Annotated in this window: 12 protein-coding genes; 7 read left to right on the forward strand and 5 right to left on the reverse strand. The window is 69.8% G+C overall.

Annotation, left to right across the window (positions count from 1 at the left end):
- Positions 1 to 113 precede the first annotated feature (113 nt).
- Positions 114 to 6,056 carry a DUF3320 domain-containing protein gene (locus IEW15_RS11820; protein ID WP_229708032.1) on the forward strand — a complete coding sequence of 1,981 codons (5,943 nt, stop codon included), beginning with the start codon at positions 114 to 116 and terminating at the stop codon, positions 6,054 to 6,056.
- Here IEW15_RS11820 and IEW15_RS11825 read toward each other — a convergent pair.
- Positions 6,020 to 7,012 (reverse strand): aldo/keto reductase, encoded by a 993-nt coding sequence (locus IEW15_RS11825; protein ID WP_322111495.1) that lies wholly within the window; start codon positions 7,010 to 7,012, stop codon positions 6,020 to 6,022. The genes IEW15_RS11820 and IEW15_RS11825 overlap by 37 nt on opposite strands.
- A gap of 161 nt (positions 7,013 to 7,173) precedes the next feature.
- Between IEW15_RS11825 and IEW15_RS11830 the strand changes: the two genes are divergently transcribed.
- Positions 7,174 to 8,097, forward strand: a complete 924-nt coding sequence (locus tag IEW15_RS11830; RefSeq protein ID WP_229708033.1) for a LysR family transcriptional regulator — start codon at positions 7,174 to 7,176, stop codon at positions 8,095 to 8,097.
- A gap of 29 nt (positions 8,098 to 8,126) precedes the next feature.
- Here IEW15_RS11830 and IEW15_RS11835 read toward each other — a convergent pair whose 3' ends face one another.
- Positions 8,127 to 9,614 carry an exopolysaccharide biosynthesis polyprenyl glycosylphosphotransferase gene (locus IEW15_RS11835; protein ID WP_188578079.1) on the reverse strand — a complete coding sequence of 496 codons (1,488 nt, stop codon included), beginning with the start codon at positions 9,612 to 9,614 and terminating at the stop codon, positions 8,127 to 8,129.
- Positions 9,615 to 10,124: 510 nt separating this feature from the next.
- On the opposite strand from IEW15_RS11835, the gene IEW15_RS11840 reads away from it, so the two are divergent.
- From IEW15_RS11840 to IEW15_RS11850, 3 genes are all read left to right on the forward strand, one after another.
- Complete coding sequence (locus IEW15_RS11840; protein WP_188578081.1) at positions 10,125 to 11,078, forward strand: PhzF family phenazine biosynthesis protein; 954 nt, start codon at positions 10,125 to 10,127, stop codon at positions 11,076 to 11,078.
- Between the two features lie 181 nt (positions 11,079 to 11,259).
- Entirely contained in the window at positions 11,260 to 12,018 is a 759-nt protein-coding gene (locus IEW15_RS11845; protein ID WP_188578082.1) for a sel1 repeat family protein, read from the forward strand.
- Between the two features lie 135 nt (positions 12,019 to 12,153).
- On the forward strand, positions 12,154 to 13,650 hold the full coding sequence (locus IEW15_RS11850) for a sigma-54-dependent transcriptional regulator (RefSeq protein WP_188578084.1): 1,497 nt from the start codon (positions 12,154 to 12,156) through the stop codon (positions 13,648 to 13,650).
- Positions 13,651 to 13,691: 41 nt separating this feature from the next.
- On the opposite strand, the gene IEW15_RS11855 is transcribed toward IEW15_RS11850, so the two are convergent.
- From IEW15_RS11855 to metC, 3 genes are all read right to left on the reverse strand, one after another.
- Positions 13,692 to 15,572 (reverse strand): hypothetical protein, encoded by a 1,881-nt coding sequence (locus tag IEW15_RS11855; protein ID WP_188578087.1) that lies wholly within the window; start codon positions 15,570 to 15,572, stop codon positions 13,692 to 13,694.
- Between the two features lie 110 nt (positions 15,573 to 15,682).
- Positions 15,683 to 17,005, reverse strand: coding sequence for a PQQ-dependent sugar dehydrogenase (locus IEW15_RS11860; protein WP_188578088.1), 1,323 nt, complete (start codon positions 17,003 to 17,005; stop codon positions 15,683 to 15,685).
- 99 nt (positions 17,006 to 17,104) lie between these two features.
- Positions 17,105 to 18,364 carry a cystathionine beta-lyase gene (metC, locus tag IEW15_RS11865; protein ID WP_188578090.1) on the reverse strand — a complete coding sequence of 420 codons (1,260 nt, stop codon included), beginning with the start codon at positions 18,362 to 18,364 and terminating at the stop codon, positions 17,105 to 17,107.
- A gap of 399 nt (positions 18,365 to 18,763) precedes the next feature.
- Here metC and IEW15_RS11870 point away from each other — a divergent pair, with 399 nt between their 5' ends.
- Complete coding sequence (locus tag IEW15_RS11870; protein ID WP_188578092.1) at positions 18,764 to 19,795, forward strand: amino acid ABC transporter substrate-binding protein; 1,032 nt, start codon at positions 18,764 to 18,766, stop codon at positions 19,793 to 19,795.
- 219 nt (positions 19,796 to 20,014) lie between these two features.
- Entirely contained in the window at positions 20,015 to 21,220 is a 1,206-nt protein-coding gene (locus IEW15_RS11875) for an amino acid ABC transporter permease (protein WP_188578094.1), read from the forward strand.

A 21,220-nucleotide genomic window follows, 5' to 3' on the forward strand; every position in this document is an offset into this window, starting at 1 on the left:
CACCGCAATTCGCGCGAATGCCATCAGGGCGATTGAATTCAGCGCCAGCAGGTTCTACAGCTTGGATGATATGCCCCTGAATATCTGCCCCCCTGTCGGAAGTGTGAGCGGTGATGGCCGAGACAATGCTGCCCGGGAACGATGTCGCCGCCGATCGGCCAGAGGCGCCCGAGGCGCCGCCGGTCCGGCCCGGCTCGATCTTTCAGGGCGATCTGCCCCTGGCGCAGAAGCTCGACCGGGCGCGGATGGAACTGCTGGACCTGTCGGCGCGCAACCGGTTGCTGAACCTGCCGCGCGGTGCCGGCCGGTCGCGCAATATCGAGGTGACGGACGAGGTCTCGACCGAAATTTTCCGGCTGCTGGTCACCGAGGGGCGCCGCTTCACCTTTCTGCCCGGTCGCGAGGCAGTGCCCGTGGATGGCGGCCAGAGTGATCAGGCAGCCGGTGACGACACGCCCGGCGAGGACACGCCCGGCGAGGGCACACCGCCGATGCTGGCGCAGCCCGATGACGAGCCGCTCGACGCGCGCGGTGTCGCCGCTCGCCACGCCGATACCCGGCTTCAGACCCGGCTGAGTTCCGAGGGGCTGCAACGCCGGCTGCTGGATCTGTATCTGGATGCCCGCACGCTGGAAGAGGAACAGGGCGTCAATATCCTGTATCTGGCGCTGGGCGTACTGACCTGGGTCGACCCCGGCAGCCGCGACACTCCGCGCCGGGCACCGCTGATTCTGGTGCCGGTGCAACTGGAGCGCGCCTCGGCCGCCGACCGTTTCCGACTGCTCGCCCGGCCCGAGGAGATCGCCACCAACCTGTCGCTGGAAGCCTTTCTGGACCGGCAGCACGCCATCCGCCTGCCGGGGCTGGAGGGGGGCGAGGATCCGGATATCGCCGGTTATATGGCCGCGGTCGCCGAGGCGGTGGCGGCGAAATCCGCGGCCGGATGGTCGGTCGATCCCGACGCCATCACGCTGGGCTTCTTCTCGTTCTCGAAATTTCTGATGTATCGCGATCTCGATCCCGAGATCTGGCCGGCGGACAGCCGGCTGACCGACCGGCCGTTGATCCGCGGCCTGCTGGAAGACGGGTTCGGGGCCGCCGACGAGGGCTATGACGACGACGTGCCGGTCGACCCGCTGATCCCGCCGGCTGATTTTCTGCACATCGTGGATTGCGACAGCTCGCAGACCCTGGCGGTGCACGAGGTGCGGCGCGGCCGCGACCTGGTGATCCAGGGGCCGCCCGGCACCGGCAAGTCGCAGACCATCGCCAATGTCGTGGCCTCGGCCATCTTCGATGGCAAGACCGTGCTGTTCGTGGCCGAGAAGATGGCGGCGCTGGAGGTGGTGAAGCGCCGGCTGGATCATGCGGGCGTCGGCGATATCTGCCTGGAACTGCACAGCAACAAGGCCAGCAAGCGGCAGGTGCTGGATGAATTGAAGCGGAGCTGGGATCTGGGCAGCCCGCGCATCGGCGATGACGCCGCCCTGATCGACCGGTTGACCGAGGCCCGCGACACGCTGAACGCCCACGCCGAGCGGCTGCACCGGCCATTGCCGCCGACCGGCCTGACCCCCTATCGGGTGATCGGCGAGTTGGTGCGGCTGCGGGCCTCGGGCATTGGTGCGGTCGATTTCGATCTGGACGGGCTGGCGCCGGACTGGACGGCGGCCGATCGCGAAACCCGCATGGCGATGCTGCGGGATCTGGGCGACCGGCTGGCGGCGCTGGGGCCGCCCGGCGACCATCCCTGGCGCGGCATCGGGCTCGACATGGTGACGCCGATGGATGTCGAGCGCCGCATCGCCGAGATCACCCGGCTGCGTGCCGGGTTCGCGGCCCAACGCGACGAGGCGGCGGAACTGGCAGCCCGGCTGGAAACCGACCCGCCGGCCAGCCTGGATGCCGCCGGTTTCCTGCTGGCCCGCGCCGGCCGGCTGGCCGCCGCCCCCGATATCGAGCCGGCGGCGATGCTGCGGCCGGTTTGGTCGCAGCAGGCCGAGGCCATCCGGGCTCTGGTCGAGACCGGCGCCCGCCATCTGGTTCAGGCACAGGCCGTGCGGCCGATGGTGACCACCGAGGCACTGATCATGCCGCTGGCCGATCTGCGCGCCGCCCGCGACCGGCTTCGGGCACTGCCCGCCGGCTTCGGCCCGGCTGCCCGCGCGCGTATGCGGCGGGTGGCGGGTGGGCTGTCGGCGCTGATTCAGGCGGCCGAGCGGCTGGCCGGCCATCTGGGCGTGGCGGCACCGCAGAGCCTGACCGGGATGGAGGCGTTGCGCCGCCAAGGCGAGGCGGTCGCCGATGCCCCGGACGTACCGGCGGCGGTGCTGGGGGCCGTGGCCTGGGACGACCGGACGGCGGATCTGACCGATCTGGTCGAGGCGGTGCGCGGCTATCACGATGCCCGTGCGGCCAGCGCGCCGCTGTTCGGCGACATCGCCTGGGGCACCGATCTGGCGCCGGCGCGTCAGGCGCTGGCCGATGGCGGCACCGGCATGTTCAAGGCGTTCAGCGGCGACTGGCGTCGCGCCAACCGGCTGGTGACCTCGGTGCTGACGGGGCCGCGGCCCGAGGCCCTGCCCGATCTGCTGGCGGCGCTGGACCGGGTGATCGCCGGTCGGGCGGCGGCGGCGCGGGCGGTTGCCGGCGACGATCTGGGCCGTGCCGCCTTCGGCCCGCTGTGGCGGTGCGAACGCAGCGATCCGGCGCCGCTTGAGGCAGTGCTTGCCTGGGTGCGCGGCCCGGCATCGGCGCCCGAGACCCGGCGCATCACAGCCGCCTGTGCCGACCGGGTGCTGGCGGGCGAACTGGCCCGGCGGCTGGCGCTGGCCGTGGCGGGTCTGCGCCTGGATCTGGCCGGGCTGCATGACGATCTGGGCCGTGCCGCCGAGGCGGTGACCGGCACCGATCTTGGCGCCGAACGGGTGGTGCTGGTTCAACTGGGGCCGCGCCTGTCGCCCTTGCTGGCGGCGGATGCGGTGGCCGAAGCGGCGTTGCGCGCGGCCCCGGACGGCAATGACGCGCGGGTGGCGGCGCTGACCGCGCTGATCGATCTGCGCGACCTGGAAGGGGAACTGGCGGAAGGCTCCGCCCTTGGCCGCGATGCCTTTGGCCGCCTGTGGCCGGGCGATGGCGATGGCGGCGCGCAGCCGCCGGCGCCCGACCGAACGCTGCCCGACCGAACGCTGCCCGACCGAACGCTGGGCGCCCGGACACTGGTCGACTGGACACTGGTCGACTGGCGGCAACTGGCCCGGGCCGTGGACTGGATGGCGGACAACCCGGATCTGCGGGATCTGGCGGCCCGCACTCCCGATCGCATCGGGTTGCACCGGCGGGCGGCGGCACTGGTCGATGCCGGGCCGGGGCTGGTGGACGACACAGTGGGGCTGTGGGCGCGGCTGGCCTTCGATCCGCGGCCGGTCTTTGGTGATGCGGCGATCCCCGATCTGCCGCTGGATGTGCTGATCGCCCATGCCGATGGCTGGATCGGCGCCCCTGAGGGGTTGAGTGCCTGGACAGCTCTTGTGGCCGCGACCGCGCGGGCGCGGGCGGCCGGGCTGGACCCGCTGGTCGATCGGCTGAACGACGGCCGGCTGGACCGGGCGGGCGTGATTGCGGCCTTCGAGATGGCGGTTCATGAAGCAGTGCTGGCGGTGATGCTGGCCGCCGATCCGGCACTCGGCCGGTTCGATGGCACCGAGCATGACGGCCGGGTCGAACGCTTCGCCGCCCTCGACACGGCCCGGATCGAGCTGGCCCGCGCCGAGGTGCGCGCCGAGCATGCCCGGCGCCGGCCGCGCACCACCGGCGCCGGCGCCGGGCCGCTTGGCGTGCTGCGCGGCGAGATTTCCAAGAAGCGCCGGCATCTGCCGATCCGCCAGTTGATGAGCGCCGCAGGCCCTGCCGTCCAGGCGCTGAAGCCGGTGTTCATGATGAGCCCGCTGTCGGTGGCCCAGTTCCTTGAACCGGGGCGGGTGACCTTCGATCTGCTGGTGATCGACGAGGCCAGCCAGATCCAGCCGGTGGATGCGCTGGGCGCCATTGCCCGCTGCCGGCAGATCGTGGTGGTGGGCGATGAACGCCAGTTGCCGCCGACCCGGTTCTTTGCCCGGATGACCGCCGATGGCGTCGAGGATGACGAGGATGACGAGACCACCCGCGTCGCCGATATCGAAAGCATTCTCGGCCTGTGCGCCGCGCGCGGCCTGCCCCAGCGGATGCTGCGCTGGCATTACCGCAGCCGCCATCAATCGCTGATCGCGGTATCGAATCGCGAATTCTATCAGGACCGGCTGTTTGTGGTGCCAAGCCCCTATACCGCCGATGCCGGGGTGGGGCTCGGCTTCACCTATGTGCCGGATGGCGTGTTCGAACGCGGCGGCAGCGGCACCAATCCGGTCGAGGCGCGGGCGGTGGCGCGGGCGGTGATCGACCACGCCCTCACCTGCCCGGGGCAGTCGCTGGGCGTTGCCACCTTCTCGGTCCGCCAGCGTCGTGCGATCCTGGACGAGCTTGAGGCCCTGCGCCGCGTCCACCCCGAGGCGGAAGGGTTTTTCCAGGCCCATGAGGCCGAGCCGTTCTTCGTGAAGAACCTGGAGAACGTCCAGGGCGACGAGCGCGACCAGATCTTCATCTCGGTCGGCTATGCCCGTAACGCGCAGGGCCATATGGCGATGAACTTCGGCCCGCTTGGCGCCGAGGGTGGCGAGCGGCGGTTGAACGTGCTGATCAGCCGCGCCAAGCGCCGGTGCATGGTGTTCGCGTCGATCACCGACGAGGATATCGACCTGGAACGGGCGCGCGGCCGTGGTGTCGTGGCATTCAAGCTTTTCATGAACTATGCCCGCACCGGCAGTCTGGGCTTCGCGCGCCAGACCGGCCGCGCGCCCGACAGCGTGTTTGAGGCCGAGGTGGCGCGGGCGCTGCGCGCGCGCGGCCATACCGTGCATGAACAGGTGGGGCTGGCCGGGTTCTTCATCGATCTGGCGGTGGTCGATCCGGAACGCCCGGGCCGCTATCTGCTGGGGATCGAATGCGATGGCGCTGCCTATCACAGCGCCCGGTCGGCCCGCGATCGAGACCGGCTGCGGCAGGCGGTGCTGGAGGATCACGGCTGGATCATCCACCGGATCTGGAGCACCGACTGGTTCAACCGCCCCGATACCCGGCTCGCGGCGGTGGAACAGGCGATCCGCCGCGCCCATGACGTGCTGGAGCAGCGACTGACCGGCGGCACGGCATCCGCCAGCCGCGCGGTGCCGGTCGATATCGTCACCATCGAGGGCGAGGTGGTCGATCAGATCGGGCTGGAGCCGATGGCGGCGGCAGCCGTCGCGGCCGCCGGGGATGATGGCGCGGCGCCGGATGACGCGGCGGTGGTGCCCTATGTCGAGGCGTCGCCGGTGGTGCCCGACGATCTTGCGGCGAGCGACCTGCCATCGGCGCCACCGGCGCGGCTGGCGGATCTGGTGGTGACGGTGGTCAAGGTCGAAGGCCCGGTCCATGTCGACGAGGTGACCTTGCGGCTGCGGGAAGCCTGGGGTCTGGGCCGGTCGGGCGCACGCATTCAGGCGGCCGTGCGCACCGCCGCGCGGCTGGCGGTCAGGCGGGGCGAGATCATCGATACCGACGGCTTCCTCAGCGTTCCGGGCAGGCCCCTGCGGCTGCGCGACCGGAGCGCCGTCGGTTCGTCGTCACTGCGCAAGCCCGACATGCTGCCCCCGGCCGAGATCGCCCACGGCATCCTGCGGGTCATCACCGATAATCTGGGTGCTGCGCCGGCGGAACTTCACCGCGAGCTGGGCCGGATGCTGGGCTTCAAGGCGGTCAGCGCCGGATTGCGGGCGCTGATCGATGCCGAAACCGCGCGGCTGGTGGCGGCGGGCGTGCTGATCACGCGTGACGGGCAGGTGACGCTGGCGCCACCTGCCATTCACGACGACGGTCCGGACGTGCCCGACCCGTCAGATCCCGACCCGTCAGATCCCGACCCGTCAGATCCCGACCCGTCAGATCAGGCCTCGATCCCCGCGAAGCCGGCGTCAGGGTAACGGGCGCCGGCGACGGCGCCGGGCGCGAACATCTCGTCCAGCGCCGCCACGTCTGCGGCGGCAAGCTGAAGGGTCGCGGCACCGGCATTGCCTGCCAGATGATGGCGGCGGGTGGTGCCGGGGATCGGGATCACATGCGGCTGGCGGGCGAGGATCCAGGCGAGCGCGGTTTCAGCGGCGGTCAGGCCCCGGGCAGCGCCAAACGCGGCCAGCGCCTGGGCCAGCTTCAGATTGGCATCGAGTGCCGCACCCTGGAAACGCGGATTGGCGCGGCGGAAATCACCCTCGGCCAGATCGTCGGCGGTCTTGACCGTGGCGGTCAGGAAGGCGCGGCCCAGCGGCGAATAGGCGACGAAGGCGGTGCCCAGTTCGGCCGCGACCGGCAGGGTGGTCGCTTCGGGATCGCGGCTCCACAGCGAATATTCGCTTTGAAGGGCTGCGATCGGGTGCACCGCATGGGCGCGGCGCAGGCTGTCGGCGCTCACTTCCGACAGGCCCAGCATCCGGACCTTGCCGGCCTGCACCAGAGCGGCCATGGCGCCCACCACGTCTTCGATCGGCACGGCAGGGTCGCGGCGGTGGCAATAATAGAGGTCGATCACCTCCACCCCCAGCCGGCGCAGCGAGGCATCGCAGGCGGCCCGGATATAGGCGGGGCTGTTGTCGATCCGCCGCTCATAGCTGCCCGATTGGCGCACGATGCCGAATTTGGTGGCGATCAGCGGCCGGTCCGCGGGCTTGAGCCCGGCCAGGAACCGCCCCAGCAGTTCCTCATTGGCGCCGATGCCATAGGTGTCTGCCGTGTCGAGCATGTCGATGCCAAGGTCGCATGCGGCCGCCAGGGTCGCCAGCGCCTCGTCCTGGTCGGCGGGGCCATAGAATTCCGACATGCCCATGCAGCCGAGGCCGATGGGAAAGATGGCGGGGCCACCTCCGCCGAGCGCGCGGCGCGGCACATCGACCGGTGCCAGGCGGGTGGGGGCGGTGATGCGGATCTGGTCGGATCTGGTCATGGATCTGGTGTCCTTGTGCTGGCGGCGGTCGTTCTGGCCACGACCCACAGATGGGACAGCCCCCTTGATGAGATAACCGTGTCGGACCGGGATGAACTCATGAGATGATCTCAGCAATGATCATCGACCGCACCGACCTGACCGCCATCTCCGCCTTTGCCGCCGTCGCCCGCCATCGCAGCTTCCGGCGGGCAGCGGATGAACTTGGCGTGTCGTCTTCGGCACTCAGCCATCTGCTGCGCGGGTTGGAGGCGCGGCTGGGCGTGCGGCTGCTGAACCGGACCACCCGCAGCGTATCGCCGACCGAGGCCGGCGAACGGCTGCTGGCACGGGTGGCGCCGGCGCTGGAGACGATCGGCGAGGGGCTGGGTGAGGCGCGGGCTGCCGCACAGCGGCCGGGAGGACGGCTGCGGCTGAACGTGGCCCATCCGGCGGCGCATACCGTGCTGGCGCCCCTGTTCGGGGCATTCCGGATTGCCTGCCCCGATGTGCATCTTGAGATCGTGGTCGATGACGGGCTGGTCGATGTGGTGGCCGACGGCTTCGATGCCGGCATCCGGCTGGGTGAGCGGTTGGCTCAGGACATGGTGGCGGTGCCGCTGGGGCCGCCGGTACGCTCGGCGGTGGTGGTGTCGCCCGGTCATCTGGCCCGGGCGGGCCGGCCAGCCGTGCCGGGCGATCTGGCCGGCCGCGACTGCATCCGCTATCGCTTCCCATCGGGACGCCATTACGCCTGGGAGTTCGAAAAGGATGGCCGCGAGGTCAGCGTCGATGTCGACGGCCCGATGACCCTGGGCGACCAGTTCCTGATCCTGGCCGCCGCCCGCGCCGGCATCGGCTTCGGCTATGTCTTCGAGGCCATGGCCGAAGCCGACCTTGCCGCCGGCCGGCTGGTGCGGGTGCTCGACGACTGGTGCCCGCCCTTTCCCGGCTTCTTCCTGTACCACCCCACCGCGCGTGCGATGCCGCCGGCATTGCGGGCCTTCATCGATCTGACGCGACGGGGCGGCAGACAGCGGCCGGGCTGATATTGCTGGCCGGCTGGCCGGCTGGCAGGCTAGCGCGCGCCGCCGCCGCGGACCACCGCACCGACCGTGCGGCCCAGAATCACCAGATCCAGCCAGACCGACCAGTTCCGGATATAGAAACTGTCCAGGGCCTGCTGTGCGTCGAGATCACCGTCGGAGCGGACCGAGACCTGCCACAGACCAGTGATGCCGGGGCGCACGCTGCCGCGCAGCCGCCGGAAGGGCTCGTCGAAGGCGGCCAGATGATAGGCGGGGAAGGGCCGGGGGCCGACGACGCTCATCTCGCCGGTCAGCACGTTCAGCAGTTGTGGCAATTCGTCCATGCTGGTCCGGCGCAGGATGTCGCCCACCACCGGCAGCACCCGTGGATCGCGTTTCAGTTTATAGAACCGGCGCCACTCCTCGGCGGCGGCGGGGTCGGCTTCCAGATGGGCGGCCAGACGGGCATCGGCGTCGCGATACATGGTGCGCAGCTTCAGCACCCGGATGGTGCGGCCCGATTTGCCGCCACGTTCCTGAACGAAGAAGGCGGGCCCCGGGTCGGCGATCTTCACCGCCAGCGCCGCAAGCCCGATGATCGGCAGTGCCGGGATCAGCGCCAGAACCGCGATGATATGATCGAGCACCCGCTTGGTGTGGCGCTTGCGCGGCTCCAGCATGCCGCGGCTGATCTCGATGCCGATCCGGCCGCCAAGCTCGCGGGTGCGGGTGGACAGGCTGGGCAGGCCGTCGACTTCCAGCCTGAGCAGCACGCGCGGGAAATCCAGCGACCAGGTCAGCGCCGGCGCCTGATCGAGCGCCGACGGTGCCAGACAGACGATGGCAGTGTCGATACCCTGCGCACGCGCGCGGGCAACCGTCATCTGCGGCAGGCCGGCATCGTCCCCGGCATCCGTCCCGGTCACGGATGATGCCTGATCCTCCAGGCGCACCGCCGGAATGAAGCCCAGCGCCGGATCGGACCGCAGCCGCACCGACAGGTCGCGCACCGCGTGGCCGCTGCCATACAGCGCCACCTTGCGACCCCAGCGGCCAGCGCGGATCAGCCGGCCGATCATCAGCGCCTCGGTGATCGGCAGGACAACCAGCGCCAGAAGCCAGGCGATGGCGGCCAGGCCTCGCGACCATTCATGGCCCTGAAGCACGTAATCCCATGACGCCAGCAACAGGAAGCCGATCACCGTGGTGAGGCTGCGTCGTCGCAGCCGGTCGGGCGCCGGCAGGCCGTCGCCGGGATAGAGCCCGGCCGCAAGCCAGGCGAGCGGCATCAGCATCAGGGCGATCGCCACGCCCCGATAGATCTCGGTGGTGATGATCACCGGCAGCAGATCGGCAAGCGCCAGACGCAGGCCCAGGGCGATCGCCAGCAGAATCTGCAGCATGATCAGATCGGTCAGGGCCAGCGCGACACCGGCGATCCGGCGGCTGTCCTTGTGCCGGCGGGCCTTGGTGCCGTCTTCCGGAACGGCGGCGGTGCCCAGGGGGGCTGCCTGATCGGTCATAGTCTGCTCCGCCATCTGCTGATCCCTGGCGTCTTCCGGCATTCTGATCCTCCGTCCGGCCACCATCGCGGCGCCATATTGCGCTGACCATCGCCCGCCGCCAACCCCCGGATCTTGAAGCGGTGGTGGTGTCATGTCGTGACGTGCCCGGGTTCGGCCGCAGCACGGGAACCAAACCCCTGAACAGGTGGTTGTGACCTCGCTGTGACCGGGCATTCTGACCCGAAGTTGTAATGGCTCGATCACAGCGCCGACGCGCGGGTCGTGCTAAACAGCAGCCAACGCCCGGGTGACCAGTCCCGGGGGGCATGATCCGGCAGGGCGACCGTGCGAGATAATTTCAAGTTGAAAAATCGTGCTACAGCTAGCCAAATGACTGAACAGGCCAGTTGGACGGACGGTACGATGTCGACGCTGCGCAGTGTGCCGCAAGACCGCGGGGCGGTCGCGGGACGATGGATGGCGAAGGGCAGCGGCCCACACGGTCGGACGGGGGAAACCAGTCCCATGTTGGAAATGCATCGCGTGCGGCTTTTCGCCCGGGCGGGCGGCGTTGGTGGCAGTGCCCGGCCGGGCCTGGGCGCAATCGTGGTCCTTGGCGGGCCCGACGACATGTCGGCGCTGGCCGAAGGACTGGACGAACCGGCAACCACTATCGCGGCGGTGATGCCGTCGCTGAAGGCCGATGCGCAGATCGAAATGTGGCGCGACGGCATCCGCCAGCCGGTCGACGGCACCGGATTGCTGGCGGCGGCCCATGTTCTGCTGGGGCGCGACGGCCGTGGCCCGATGCGTTTCGAGGTGGATGGCAGCGTGGTGCCGGTGGTGCGCGAGGCCGATGGCCGGCTGCGTTATCGGGCATCGCTGTCGCGTGATCTGGTGGGGGATTTCGGCGGCGCCGAGCTGCTGGACGCGATGGGTGTGCCAAGCGGCCGGGTCGCCGACGGCCTGCCATTCGGTCTGGCCTCGGCCGGCCGCACGACCTTGTTGCTGCCGATCGCCGACGCCGCCACCTTGCGGGCCCTGCGTCCCGCCTTCACGCCGCTTGCCGGCTGGAGCGCCGGCCACGGGGCGGCGTCGGTGCTGGCCTATGCCCCCACCGATGGCGGCGTCGATTTCGCGGCACGGCTGTTCGATCCGCTGGCCGGCCGGACCGAGGAAGCACCCGGCCCCACCGTTGTCGCGGCCCTGGTTGGCGCGCTGGCCCGCAGTGGCGCCGAGGCCCGGCTGCGGCCCGTGGTGGTTTCGGAAGGCCGGCTTCAGGGCCCGGCGGTACGCCTGTATGGTCGCGCCGAACCGGTGATTTCAGACGTCGCGGCGGGTGGCCGCACCGGTACCCGGCCGGGTGCCAAGGCCCACCCTTGTCTGAAGGTCTGGGTGGGCGGCGACGTTCGTCATATGGGCTTCACGGCTATCGATCGGGCACCGCAGCTTGCCACCTCCCGGGAGATCGGCGAGGACTGGCGTCTGGGCGCCTGATCTGCAATCACTGCATCGCATCCCTTGCACGTCACCCGGTGGTTACCGATAGTACCGAACCGGGACAGGAACCACGGGTGCGGGCTGACCGGCTTCGCCACGGGGTTGGGAGCGGTGCAGGGATGGCATGATGTCGGATCGGAAGTTTGCTGCGCAGGGGCCGGGTGTGCGGGGGCCGGGTGTGCGGGGGACGCGTGCGCTGGGCTTGGCCCGGCGGCTGGCGCATCGGTGCGCGCTGCTGGCGGTTATGGTGGCCATGCTGGCCCCGGCGGGCCTGCCCGGCACTGCCGCACGGGCCTGGACACCGCCGCAAGGCTATGCGACGGCGGCTCATGCCTGGGAAGCCGGCGATTATGCGACCGCCCGTCCGCTGTTCGAACGTCTGGCCCGGGCCGGTGATGCCCGCGCGGCGTTTTATGCCGGGGTGATGGCCGAACAGGGCCAGGGCGCCGCCGCCGACCCGGTGGCGGCGACCGAATGGTACCGGGAGGCGGCGGCGGCCGGCCATGTCCGTGCCGCCTTCAATCTGGCGCGGCTGCTGGAAGACGGGGTGCCGCCGGCTCTGGCGGCCGATCCGGCGCAGGCCGCCCGCTCTTACGCGCAGGCGGCGGCGGGCGGGATCGTTGCCGCCGATACGGCACTGGCGCTGATGCAGCTGAACGGCCGGGCCGGCCCGGTGGATGCGCCGGCGGCTCAGGCGCGGTTGCGGCGGGCGGCCGCGACCGGCGATGGTGCTGCCGATCATGCGCTGGCGCTGCGCGCGCTGGCCGGCGACCCGCCGGATATGGTCGAGGCCCTGGCGCGGGCGCGGCGCGCATCGTTGCGCGGCCATCAGCCGGCCGGCGCGCTGGTCGACAGGCTGAACGCCGCAGCCGATCCGGCGCTGAGTGCCGCAGCCGATGCCCGCATGGCGACCCTGGACGAGCCGGCCGGCAACTGAGGCCCATACACGTCACTCGCGTGTTATCGCCGACGCTGACCGCGCCGTTGTGGTCTGCTAGGCTTGGCGATGACGGACCGGAAAAGGCGCAGCCATGCGAGCCGGTCGTGGGACGGGCTTGATGGCGGGATGGGTATGGCGGCTGTTGACGGTACATCTGAAGTTCTGATCATCGAAGATGACGCCCTGCTGGCGCGCCTGTATGTCGAACAGCTGCGCATGGCCGGCATCGCCGCGACCGCCGTCGGCACCGCAGCGGCGGCGTTCGAACGGATGACCCATACCGTGCCGGCGCTGGTGCTGCTGGACCTGACGCTGCCCGACGCCAACGGGCTGGACATTCTGGCCGATCTGCGCCATCGGGGCCGGGGCTGCGACGTGGTGGTGGTGACGGCGCACGGATCGGTGAATGTGGCGGTCGAGGCGATGCGCGCCGGCGCCCATGATTTCCTGGTCAAGCCATTCGCGCCTGAGCGGCTGGTGGTGACGGTGCGCAATGCCCTGGCGCTGGGCACGCTGGCGCGGCTGGTCGACCGCATCGGCGAACGGGCGTCTTATTGCGGCATGATCGGCCGGTCGCTGGTGATGCAGGGGGTCTATCGGATCATCGAGGGCGCGTCCCAGAGCCGGGCATCGGTGTTCATCACCGGTGAAAGCGGCACCGGCAAGGAACTGGCGGCCGAGGCCCTGCACACCCGCAGTCCGCGTGCGGCGGGGCCGTTCGTGGCCCTGAACTGCGCCGCCATCCCGCGCGATCTGATGGAAAGCGAGATCTTCGGCCATGTCCGCGGTGCCTTTACCGGTGCGCATGCCGATCGCGAGGGTGCTGCGATGCGGGCTCATGGCGGCACGCTGTTCCTCGACGAAGTCTGCGAGATGGACCTGGCCCTGCAGGGCAAGCTGTTGCGTTTTCTGCAGACCGGCAGTGTCCAGAAGGTCGGCTCGGGCACGACGGAGCGGGTTGATATCCGCGTCGTTTCCGCCACGAACCGCGACCCGTTGACGGAAGTGGATGCCGGGCGGTTCCGCGAGGATCTGTATTACCGCCTGCATGTGGTGCCGATCCATCTGCCGCCATTGCGGGAGCGTGGCGACGACGTGCTGCTGATCGCGCGGCATCTGCTGGGCGAACTGACCACACTTGAGGGCAAGCGGTTCAAGGGCATCGAACCTGCGGCAGAAGCGGCGCTGATGGCCTATCGGTGGCCGGGCAATATCCGCCAGCTCTATAACGTGCTGCACGGCGCCATCGTGCTGAACGACGGCGAGATGCTGACCCTGGACATGTTGCCGGCGGTGGTGCGCGAGGCTGAAAGCCAGGCCGTGGCACCCGCCGCAGCGGCCGGTCCACGCGGCCCCGCGGCGCCGGCCGCGATGGAGCCGCCACCGCTGCTGGATTTCGAACCGATCGACGATGACGACGACGAGGCGAGCGGGCTGCTCGCCGGCAGCGGCACCCGCATCATACCGCTCTGGCAGGTGGAACGTGCGGCGATCGAGCGCGCGATCCGGATCTGCGACGGCAATGTACCGCGGGCGGCGGCGCTGCTGGGGATCAGCGCCTCCACCATCTATCGCAAGCGTCAGAGCTGGGCGGCAGCCGATATCGACGGAACCAGCGTCGAGTTGTAGACACCGTGCAGGATGCGGGCGCCGTCAGGATGCGGGCGGCCTCAGCCGCCGCGCAGGCCGTTGAGGCAGCGCGGCCGGCCAAGCGGTGCGCCGCTGGCGCGGGCAAAGTCGTATGCGGTGCGCATCGCGGCTGCGGCCGCGACCAGGATTTCGGTCGCCAGCATTGCCGTGCCGCCACCGGCGAGGAGAACATCCGTCGGGATCTCTGGAAAGGGCGTCAGCACCGGGGCTGATGGTGTCGGGGCGATCGGGCCTCCGAACGGGTCGCGGGTCTGGGCCGGCAGGCAGATGACATGGGCGATTTCCGCGAACAGCGTGCAGGCCAGTTCGGTCAGGCCCGGCGCATCACGGTGGCCGGTCAACGGCTGATCGAGCATCAGGTCGACCCGGCGGCGGCCGCTCGCGGCCATCGCGTCGGCAGCCTCACGAATGGGGTTGGCAGCGGCATTGGCACTGGCACGGTCGCCGGCCGTGACGTGGGTGGCCGTGACGTGGGTGGCCGAGGCGCCGGCGGATGCCTGTTCCAGCACCGCCATCAGCCCGGCGGTATCGATCCGGTCGGCGGCTGCGTGCAGCATGCGGACCATGGTGCGCGGCGACACGCCCGGATCCTCGACCGTCGGCAGTGGCCGACCGGGGGCACCGTTGCCGAGTGCCGCCATGCGCGCGCCGATGGCAACCAGCCCGGCGATCAGCCCCAGTGCCGACAGGGTGGGGGCGACGCCATGTTCGGCCGGCAGCGACAGCTGCCAGCAGGCGTCGGCGCCGATCGTCTCGTGGATCTGGCCGCTGGCCGACAGGTCCAGCACCGCGACCGACCGGGCACCGCCCTGGCGGAGCAGGTGCGGCATCGCCCTGGCGTCGACCGCCTCGCCGGCTTCGGGCACGAGGATCGCCATGTCGATCGGCAGGTATGGCCGGGCGCCGTCGGCCAGTGGCCGCACCAGAACGTCGATGCCATAGCACAGCCGCCAGATATCGGCGGCGACCGACACGGCCGGCATCAGGGCGGCGGCGGCGCTGATCGCGACGCGGCCATGGATGCCGGCGCCGACGGCGGCCGGCAATGGCGCGCGCACCGGCGACACCAGACCGGCACCCAGCCGCACGGCTTCGCCCAGGCGGGCCAGATCTGTCTGGGTCATGGTCTCTCCCGGCCGCGGCATTGGCGGCACGTTGGTGGGTGCCGCGGCCGGCGTCAGGCGGCGGGTGATGATCCGCCCGCAATCATCCAACACGCGCACGCGATCGGTGGACAGGGTTGCGATGTCGCCGGGCCGCAGGATCACGGCCGATTGCAGAGTGCCGGTCAACAGGCGGTCGTCGCTGGCGATGAAGCCGGTATGGTCACCGGCCGCCAGCGTCAGGCCCGATGCGCCCCGGGCGACGAACATCCGGCGCGGGTCGTCGTCCATCAGAAGGGTGAAGGACATGTCGCCGCCCACCCGGTCCAGCAGGCGGCGCAAGGCCAGATCGGGCCCGACATTGTCCTCGATGTCGCGCAACAGCCGGTTCAGCGCGCTGCCCGGTTCAGGGCGGCGGCGGCGGGCGATGTTTCCACAGCCGAAGCCCAGGCCCGCCAGTGCCGCTGCCGGCCCCACGACGCCCAGGGTGGCCGCCCCCAGCCGCAACAGGCGGGCATCGGGCGGCAGGCAGGCACCCGTCGCTGCCCCACCCCCCGCCGTCCCCTCGGACGGCATGCCACCGGTCTGTGCCGGGCCGGGCGGGGCGATCAACGGCGGCCGCATACCCGGTACCCCGGCTGCCGCCGGGCCGATGGCGGCGAGGCCGGCGGCAGCCTCACGGGTTGCAAGCATACGGGTGTCGCGCCGGGTCGTGCGGGTCGGGTCCAGCTGATCCAGTGCAGAATGCAAACGGTCGCCAACCGGTTTGCCATTCAGAATGCCGATCAATGCGCTCATCTGCCGCTTTGCCTCAACTCTTGCCAGACCGGAACGGTCGGTTCGGAGGCTTCGTGGCAAGGCTCGTGCCAAACGCATCGATCTCTATGGGGCGATATCCGCCGTCGAATTCACCCGCCGGTATAATCGACACGCCAAAGCGTGTTGCCGGTGTCATCGGCGATCAGCAGCGCGCCATCGGGGGTAACCGCGACCCCGGCCGGCCGGCCCCATACCGAGGCCGCCGAACCGCCGGTGCCACCGCCGGTCCGGAAGCCCGAGGCAAAGACTTCATAGGCCTCGCCATCGGGCCGTCCATCGGCGGTGAAGGGAACGAAGGCGACCAGATAGCCCCGCGGATCTGCCGCATTCCAAGACCCGCGCAGGGCGATGAAGGCGCCACCCCTGTATCGTTCCGGGAATGTTGTGCCATCGTAGAACGTCAATCCGATCGGTGCGGAAGGCGCGTGGAATCGCAAATCGGGAGCAATCAGCCCGTCGAGCCGGCCCTGGGCGCGGTCTTCATAGCCCGGCTGGGCAATCGCCCGGCCGTCGGCGCCCGCCCAGCCATAGGGCCAGCCATAGAATCCGCCCTCCGTCACCCGGGCCAGGTAATCGGGCACCAGCGCGTCGCCAAGGCCGTCACGTTCGTTGACCACGGTCCACAGCGCGCCGGTCTTCGGATGGATCGCCAGACCGACCGGGTTGCGCAGGCCGGTGGCGAAGCTGGTGCCGGCGGCGCCCGGGCGGTCGAAGCGCTGGATGGTGGCGCGGGGTTCGGGCTCGATGCCGATATTGCCGCGCGACCCGATCGAGACCCAGAAACCCTCGGTCTCGGGATCGAGCGCCAGCCCGCGGGTTGAATGGCCACTGGCGCTGCCCAGCGCGTCGGGCGGGGTCATCGCCTCGGGCTCGGCCGTGATCCGCCGGTCGCCCGGCTGATAGGCGTATCGCCAGACCCCGCGGGTATCGGCTACCCACAGCGCGCCCTCGCGCAGGCCCAGACCATAGGGCGTCGACAGGCCGTCGACCAGAGTCTCGCGGATGTCCGCGTGACCGTCATCATCGGTGTCGCGCAACAGGGTGATCTGCCCGGCCCGGCTTTCGGCCAGCAGCACATCGCCATTGGGCGCCACCAGCAACTGGCGGGGATGGCTGAGGTCGCTGGCGAACAGGGTGGCGCGGAAGCCGTCGGGCAGGCGCGGTGCCGCACCCTCGGGCCGGCTGATCCGATCGGGCGAATTTGCCGGGCTCGGGGCATCGCCGGGCGCGGGCAGGGCTGTCGGATCGACCATCAGCCGCGTGCCCGGGGCCGGATCGTCGGCTGGCGGTGTGGTCAGGGCGTCGGCGGCAAGTGCCGCGACGGGGGCGGCGGTCAGCAGCAGCGTGGTCAGAACCCGGCGCAGCGTCGCCATCCGCGCGGGTGACTGGATGAACAACGGGTTGGCGGTCATGACAGGCAGCGTCTCCGTGATCGGCCCCGGCCGGGCAGTGCCCCTGGCCCGGTGCCGATCACGGGCCGGAACCCTGGATCGCCCCCCCCGGGGGTCGCCTCAGCCGGCGGCGGCATAGCGGGCGAGGCCCGCATCGAGGTCGGCAATCAGATCCGCCGGATCCTCAAGGCCGGCATGGATGCGCAGCAGGGGCCCGCGATCCTCCCAGTTGCCGCGGGTGGCGGTGCGTGCCCGGCGCGGATCGACCGGCAGCACCAGGCTTTCATATCCGCCCCACGAGAAGCCCATCTTGAACAGGACCATGTCGTCGACCATCGCCGCGATGCGGGTCCGGGGCACCGGCCGGTCGTCGGGCCGCACCAGTTCAATGGCGAACAGGCCGCTCGCCCCCTTGAAGTCGCGCAGGAACGCGTCGTGGCCGGGGCAATCGGGCAGGGCGGGATGCAGAACCCGGCTGACCATATCGTGGCCGGCCAGATGACGGGCAAGGGTGAGGCCGGTTTCCTGATGGCGCGCCATGCGCACCGACAGGGTGCGCAGGCCGCGCAGGGCCAGATAGCAGTCGTCGGGGCCGGGCGGCGCGCCGATCTCGCTCGCCGCCTTGCGGATGAAGGGGAAGGCGTCCTCCGTCGCCGACAGAACGCCCAGCATGGCATCTGAATGGCCGACCAGATATTTGGTTCCCGCCTCCATCACCACATCGACGCCCATCGCCAGCGGCTTCAGGTACAGCGGCGTCGCCCAGGAATTGTCCAGCGCGGTGCGCATCCCGGCCGCGCGGGCGGCGGCGATCATCGCCGGCAGGTCTGGGACCTCGAAGGTCAGCGAGCCGGGCGCCTCCAGCATCAGCAGCCTGGTGTTCGGCCGGAACAGCGTGGCGATATCGGCGCCGAGCATCGGGTCGGCATAGGTGACCTCCACCCCATAGCGGCCCAGGAACTGATCGGCCAATGCACGGGTGGGCTCATAGACGTTGTCGAGCAGCACCACATGATCGCCGGCGCGGGTGAAGGCCGCCAGCACCGCCATCAGCGCGGTCTTGCCCGAGGCCAGCGCCACGCCGCGATGCCCGCCCGCCAGGCTGGCATAGGCATCTTCCAGCGCATGGGTGATGGGTGTGCCATAGCGGCCATAATAGACCCCGCGCGTGGGGTCGGCCGAGGCCGCGACCATTGCCTCAAGTGTGGGGAACAGCACGGTCGATGCATGGTGGACCGGCGGGTTGACGATGCCGTGATTGGCAAAGGGATCGCGCCCGACGTGAACGATGCGGGTGTCTTCCCCGAACCGGCCGCCGGCGCCGTCATGGCCGTCGTCGGCGCTTGCCGGTGCGGGCTGTGGCTTGGGGGTATCGGACATGGGGCGGGGCTCCGGAAACAATTGTGGTCGCGACATGGCCGGTGTCGTCCGGCACGCGCGCCGGCGCTGGCGATGCAGCACCGTGGACGGGTGACGCATTTCAGCGCGATCGCGGCCGGGTTGCAACCCGGACTGCGTCCGCCAGGCAACCACAGGGGCGCACGCTTGCATGACGATTGACCGGTGTGCTACGAACGTTCAGGGGAAGATGTGGGAAAGCTGGTTGGCGTCCGGGGGGGCGCCACCCGCGGGTCCGGCCGGGAGCACATGCGGTCGACCGTTTTCCACTCGAAACAAGGCATGCCGGACCTGCCACCATACCGATCCTGGCTGGGGCCATGATACGGGGTGGACACCCTGGAACAGGCTGGCGTGCAGATGAGGGGCTTCGCGATACTCATGTCGATCAAGACCTTTGTGGCAGCACTCGCCGCGACCGTCGCTCTGGGCGCGCTCAGCGCACCCGCCAATGCCGGCGCGATACTCGACACGATCAAGAAGAACGACACGCTGCGCTGCGGCGTGAACACCGGCCTGCCGGGCTTCTCGGCGCCGGACAGCACCGGCCGCTGGAGCGGCATGGATGCCGATTTCTGCCGTGCTGTCGCCGCGACCATTCTGGGCGACGGAGAGAAGGTCCAGTTCGTGCCGCTGTCGGCGCAGGCGCGGTTCACGGCGTTGCAGTCGGGTGAAATCGATCTGCTGTCGCGCAACAGCACCAACACGCTGACCCGTGATGCGTCGCTGGGCCTGCATTTTGTCGGCACCTGGTTCTATGACGGTCAGGGCTTCCTGGTCACCAAGGCGGCCGGCGTCGACAGCGCCACCCAGCTCGACGGCGCCACAGTCTGCGTCCAGTCCGGGACCACGACCGAACTGAACCTGACCGATTATTTCCGCGCCAACGGCATGAGCCTGCAGCCGGTGGTGTTCGAGGGCTTCGAGGAGTCGTACAAGGCTTATTTCTCGGGCCGTTGCGATGCCTATACCACGGATATCTCCGGTCTGGCGGCGCTGCGTTCGGTGAACGCGCAGAACCCCGAAGACCATCTGATCCTGCCGGAAGCGATTTCCAAGGAGCCGCTGGCGCCGGCCGTGCGCCGTGGTGACGACGAATACTTCGCCATCGTGAAGTGGGTGCGCAACGCGCTGATCGAGGCCGAGGAATATGGCGTCAGCTCGGAGAACGTCGACGAGCAGAAGGCCTCGTCGGAAAATCCGGTGATCCGCCGCATGCTCGGCACCTCGCCCGGCATGGGCCAGACGCTGGGCCTGGACGATGAATGGGCCTATCGCCCGATCAAGCAGATCGGCAATTACGGCGAGATCTTCGCCCGCAATGTCGGCCCCGGCAGCCCGCTGAAGCTGGAACGCGGTCTGAACGCGCAGTGGAACAAGGGTGGCGTTCTCTACGCCGACCCGATCCGCTGACGGCCCGATCGGCTGACGGTCTGAGCGCAGACGCCGGTATCCGGAAGGTTGAGGGGGCGGTGATCATCGATCACGCCCCCTCGATCGTCTGACGGGCCGGCGGGCTGCCCGGAACGCCTTCAGACCTGAACCTCTTCGGAGCAGGCACGCGTCGCCATTGCGGCAGCAGACCGGTCCGCACGGCGTGCGTCTGCGACGCGCGAAGGGCTTTTCCAGTCAATGACAAATGGCAACCGCCGGCCGGGCTCCTCCGCCCCGGTCGCTGTACGACCCAGCCGTTCGTTCCTGAACGATGCCGGTGTGCGCGCGGTGTTGTTCCAGATCCTGGCCATGGCGATGGTGATTGCCGTCGGCTGGTTCCTGGTCGACAACACCCTCTATAATCTCGCCAGCCGCAATATCCAGACCGGGTTCGACTATCTGACCCGCGAGTCCGGCTTTGCGATCGGCGAGACGCTCATTCCCTACAGCGCCACCAGCACCTATGCCACGGCGCTGTGGGTGGGTGTGCTCAACACGCTCAAGGTCTCGCTGATCGGCATCGTGTTCGCCACGCTGATCGGCGTGGTGATCGGCGTTGCGCGCCTGTCCAGCAACTGGCTGCTGGCCCGGCTGGCCACGATCTATGTCGAGTCGCTGCGCAACGTGCCGGTGCTGCTCCAGCTGTTCTTCTGGTACGGGCTGATCACCGAGGTGCTGCCCTCGCCGCGTCAGGCGATGCAGCCGATCGAGGGCGTCTTCCTCAGCAATCGCGGCTTCAAGATGCCGGTGCCGGCCGATCATCCGGGCTGGTGGGCGGCGCTGGTGGCGTTTCTGGTCGCCGCGGTGATCGTGCGTGTGCTGATGATCCGCGCCAACCGCATTCAGGAGCGCACCGGCGAACGGCCGCGCACCCTGCTGCCGGGCCTGGGCCTGCTGATCGGGCTGCCGCTGGTGGCCTGGGCGGTGTTCGGTGCGCCGACCACGCTCGACACGCCGGCGCTGAAGGGCTTCAATTTCGTGGGCGGCCTGTCGGTCTCGCCGGAATTCGCGGCGCTGACCCTGGGGCTCACCCTTTATACCGCGGCCTTCATCGCCGAAACCGTCCGCTCGGGTATTCAGGCGGTCGGCAAGGGCCAGTGGGAGGCGGCTGCGGCGCTGGGCCTGAAGCCCGGGGTCACCATGCGGCTGATCATTCTGCCGCAGGCACTGCGCGTGATCGTGCCCCCCACCACCAGTCAGTTTCTGAACCTGACCAAGAACAGCTCGCTCGCGGTTGCGATCGGCTATCCCGACATCGTATCGGTGGCCAACACGACCCTGAACCAGACCGGCCAGGCAATCGAGAACATCGCGCTGATCATGCTGGCCTATCTGACCGTCAGCCTGACGATCTCGGCATTCATGAACTGGTACAACAAGCGCATCGCGCTGGTGGAGCGGTAG

Origin of the sequence: Tistrella bauzanensis, from assembly GCF_014636235.1 — a bacterium.
In the GTDB taxonomy this organism is placed as follows: Bacteria; Pseudomonadota; Alphaproteobacteria; order Tistrellales; family Tistrellaceae; genus Tistrella; species Tistrella bauzanensis.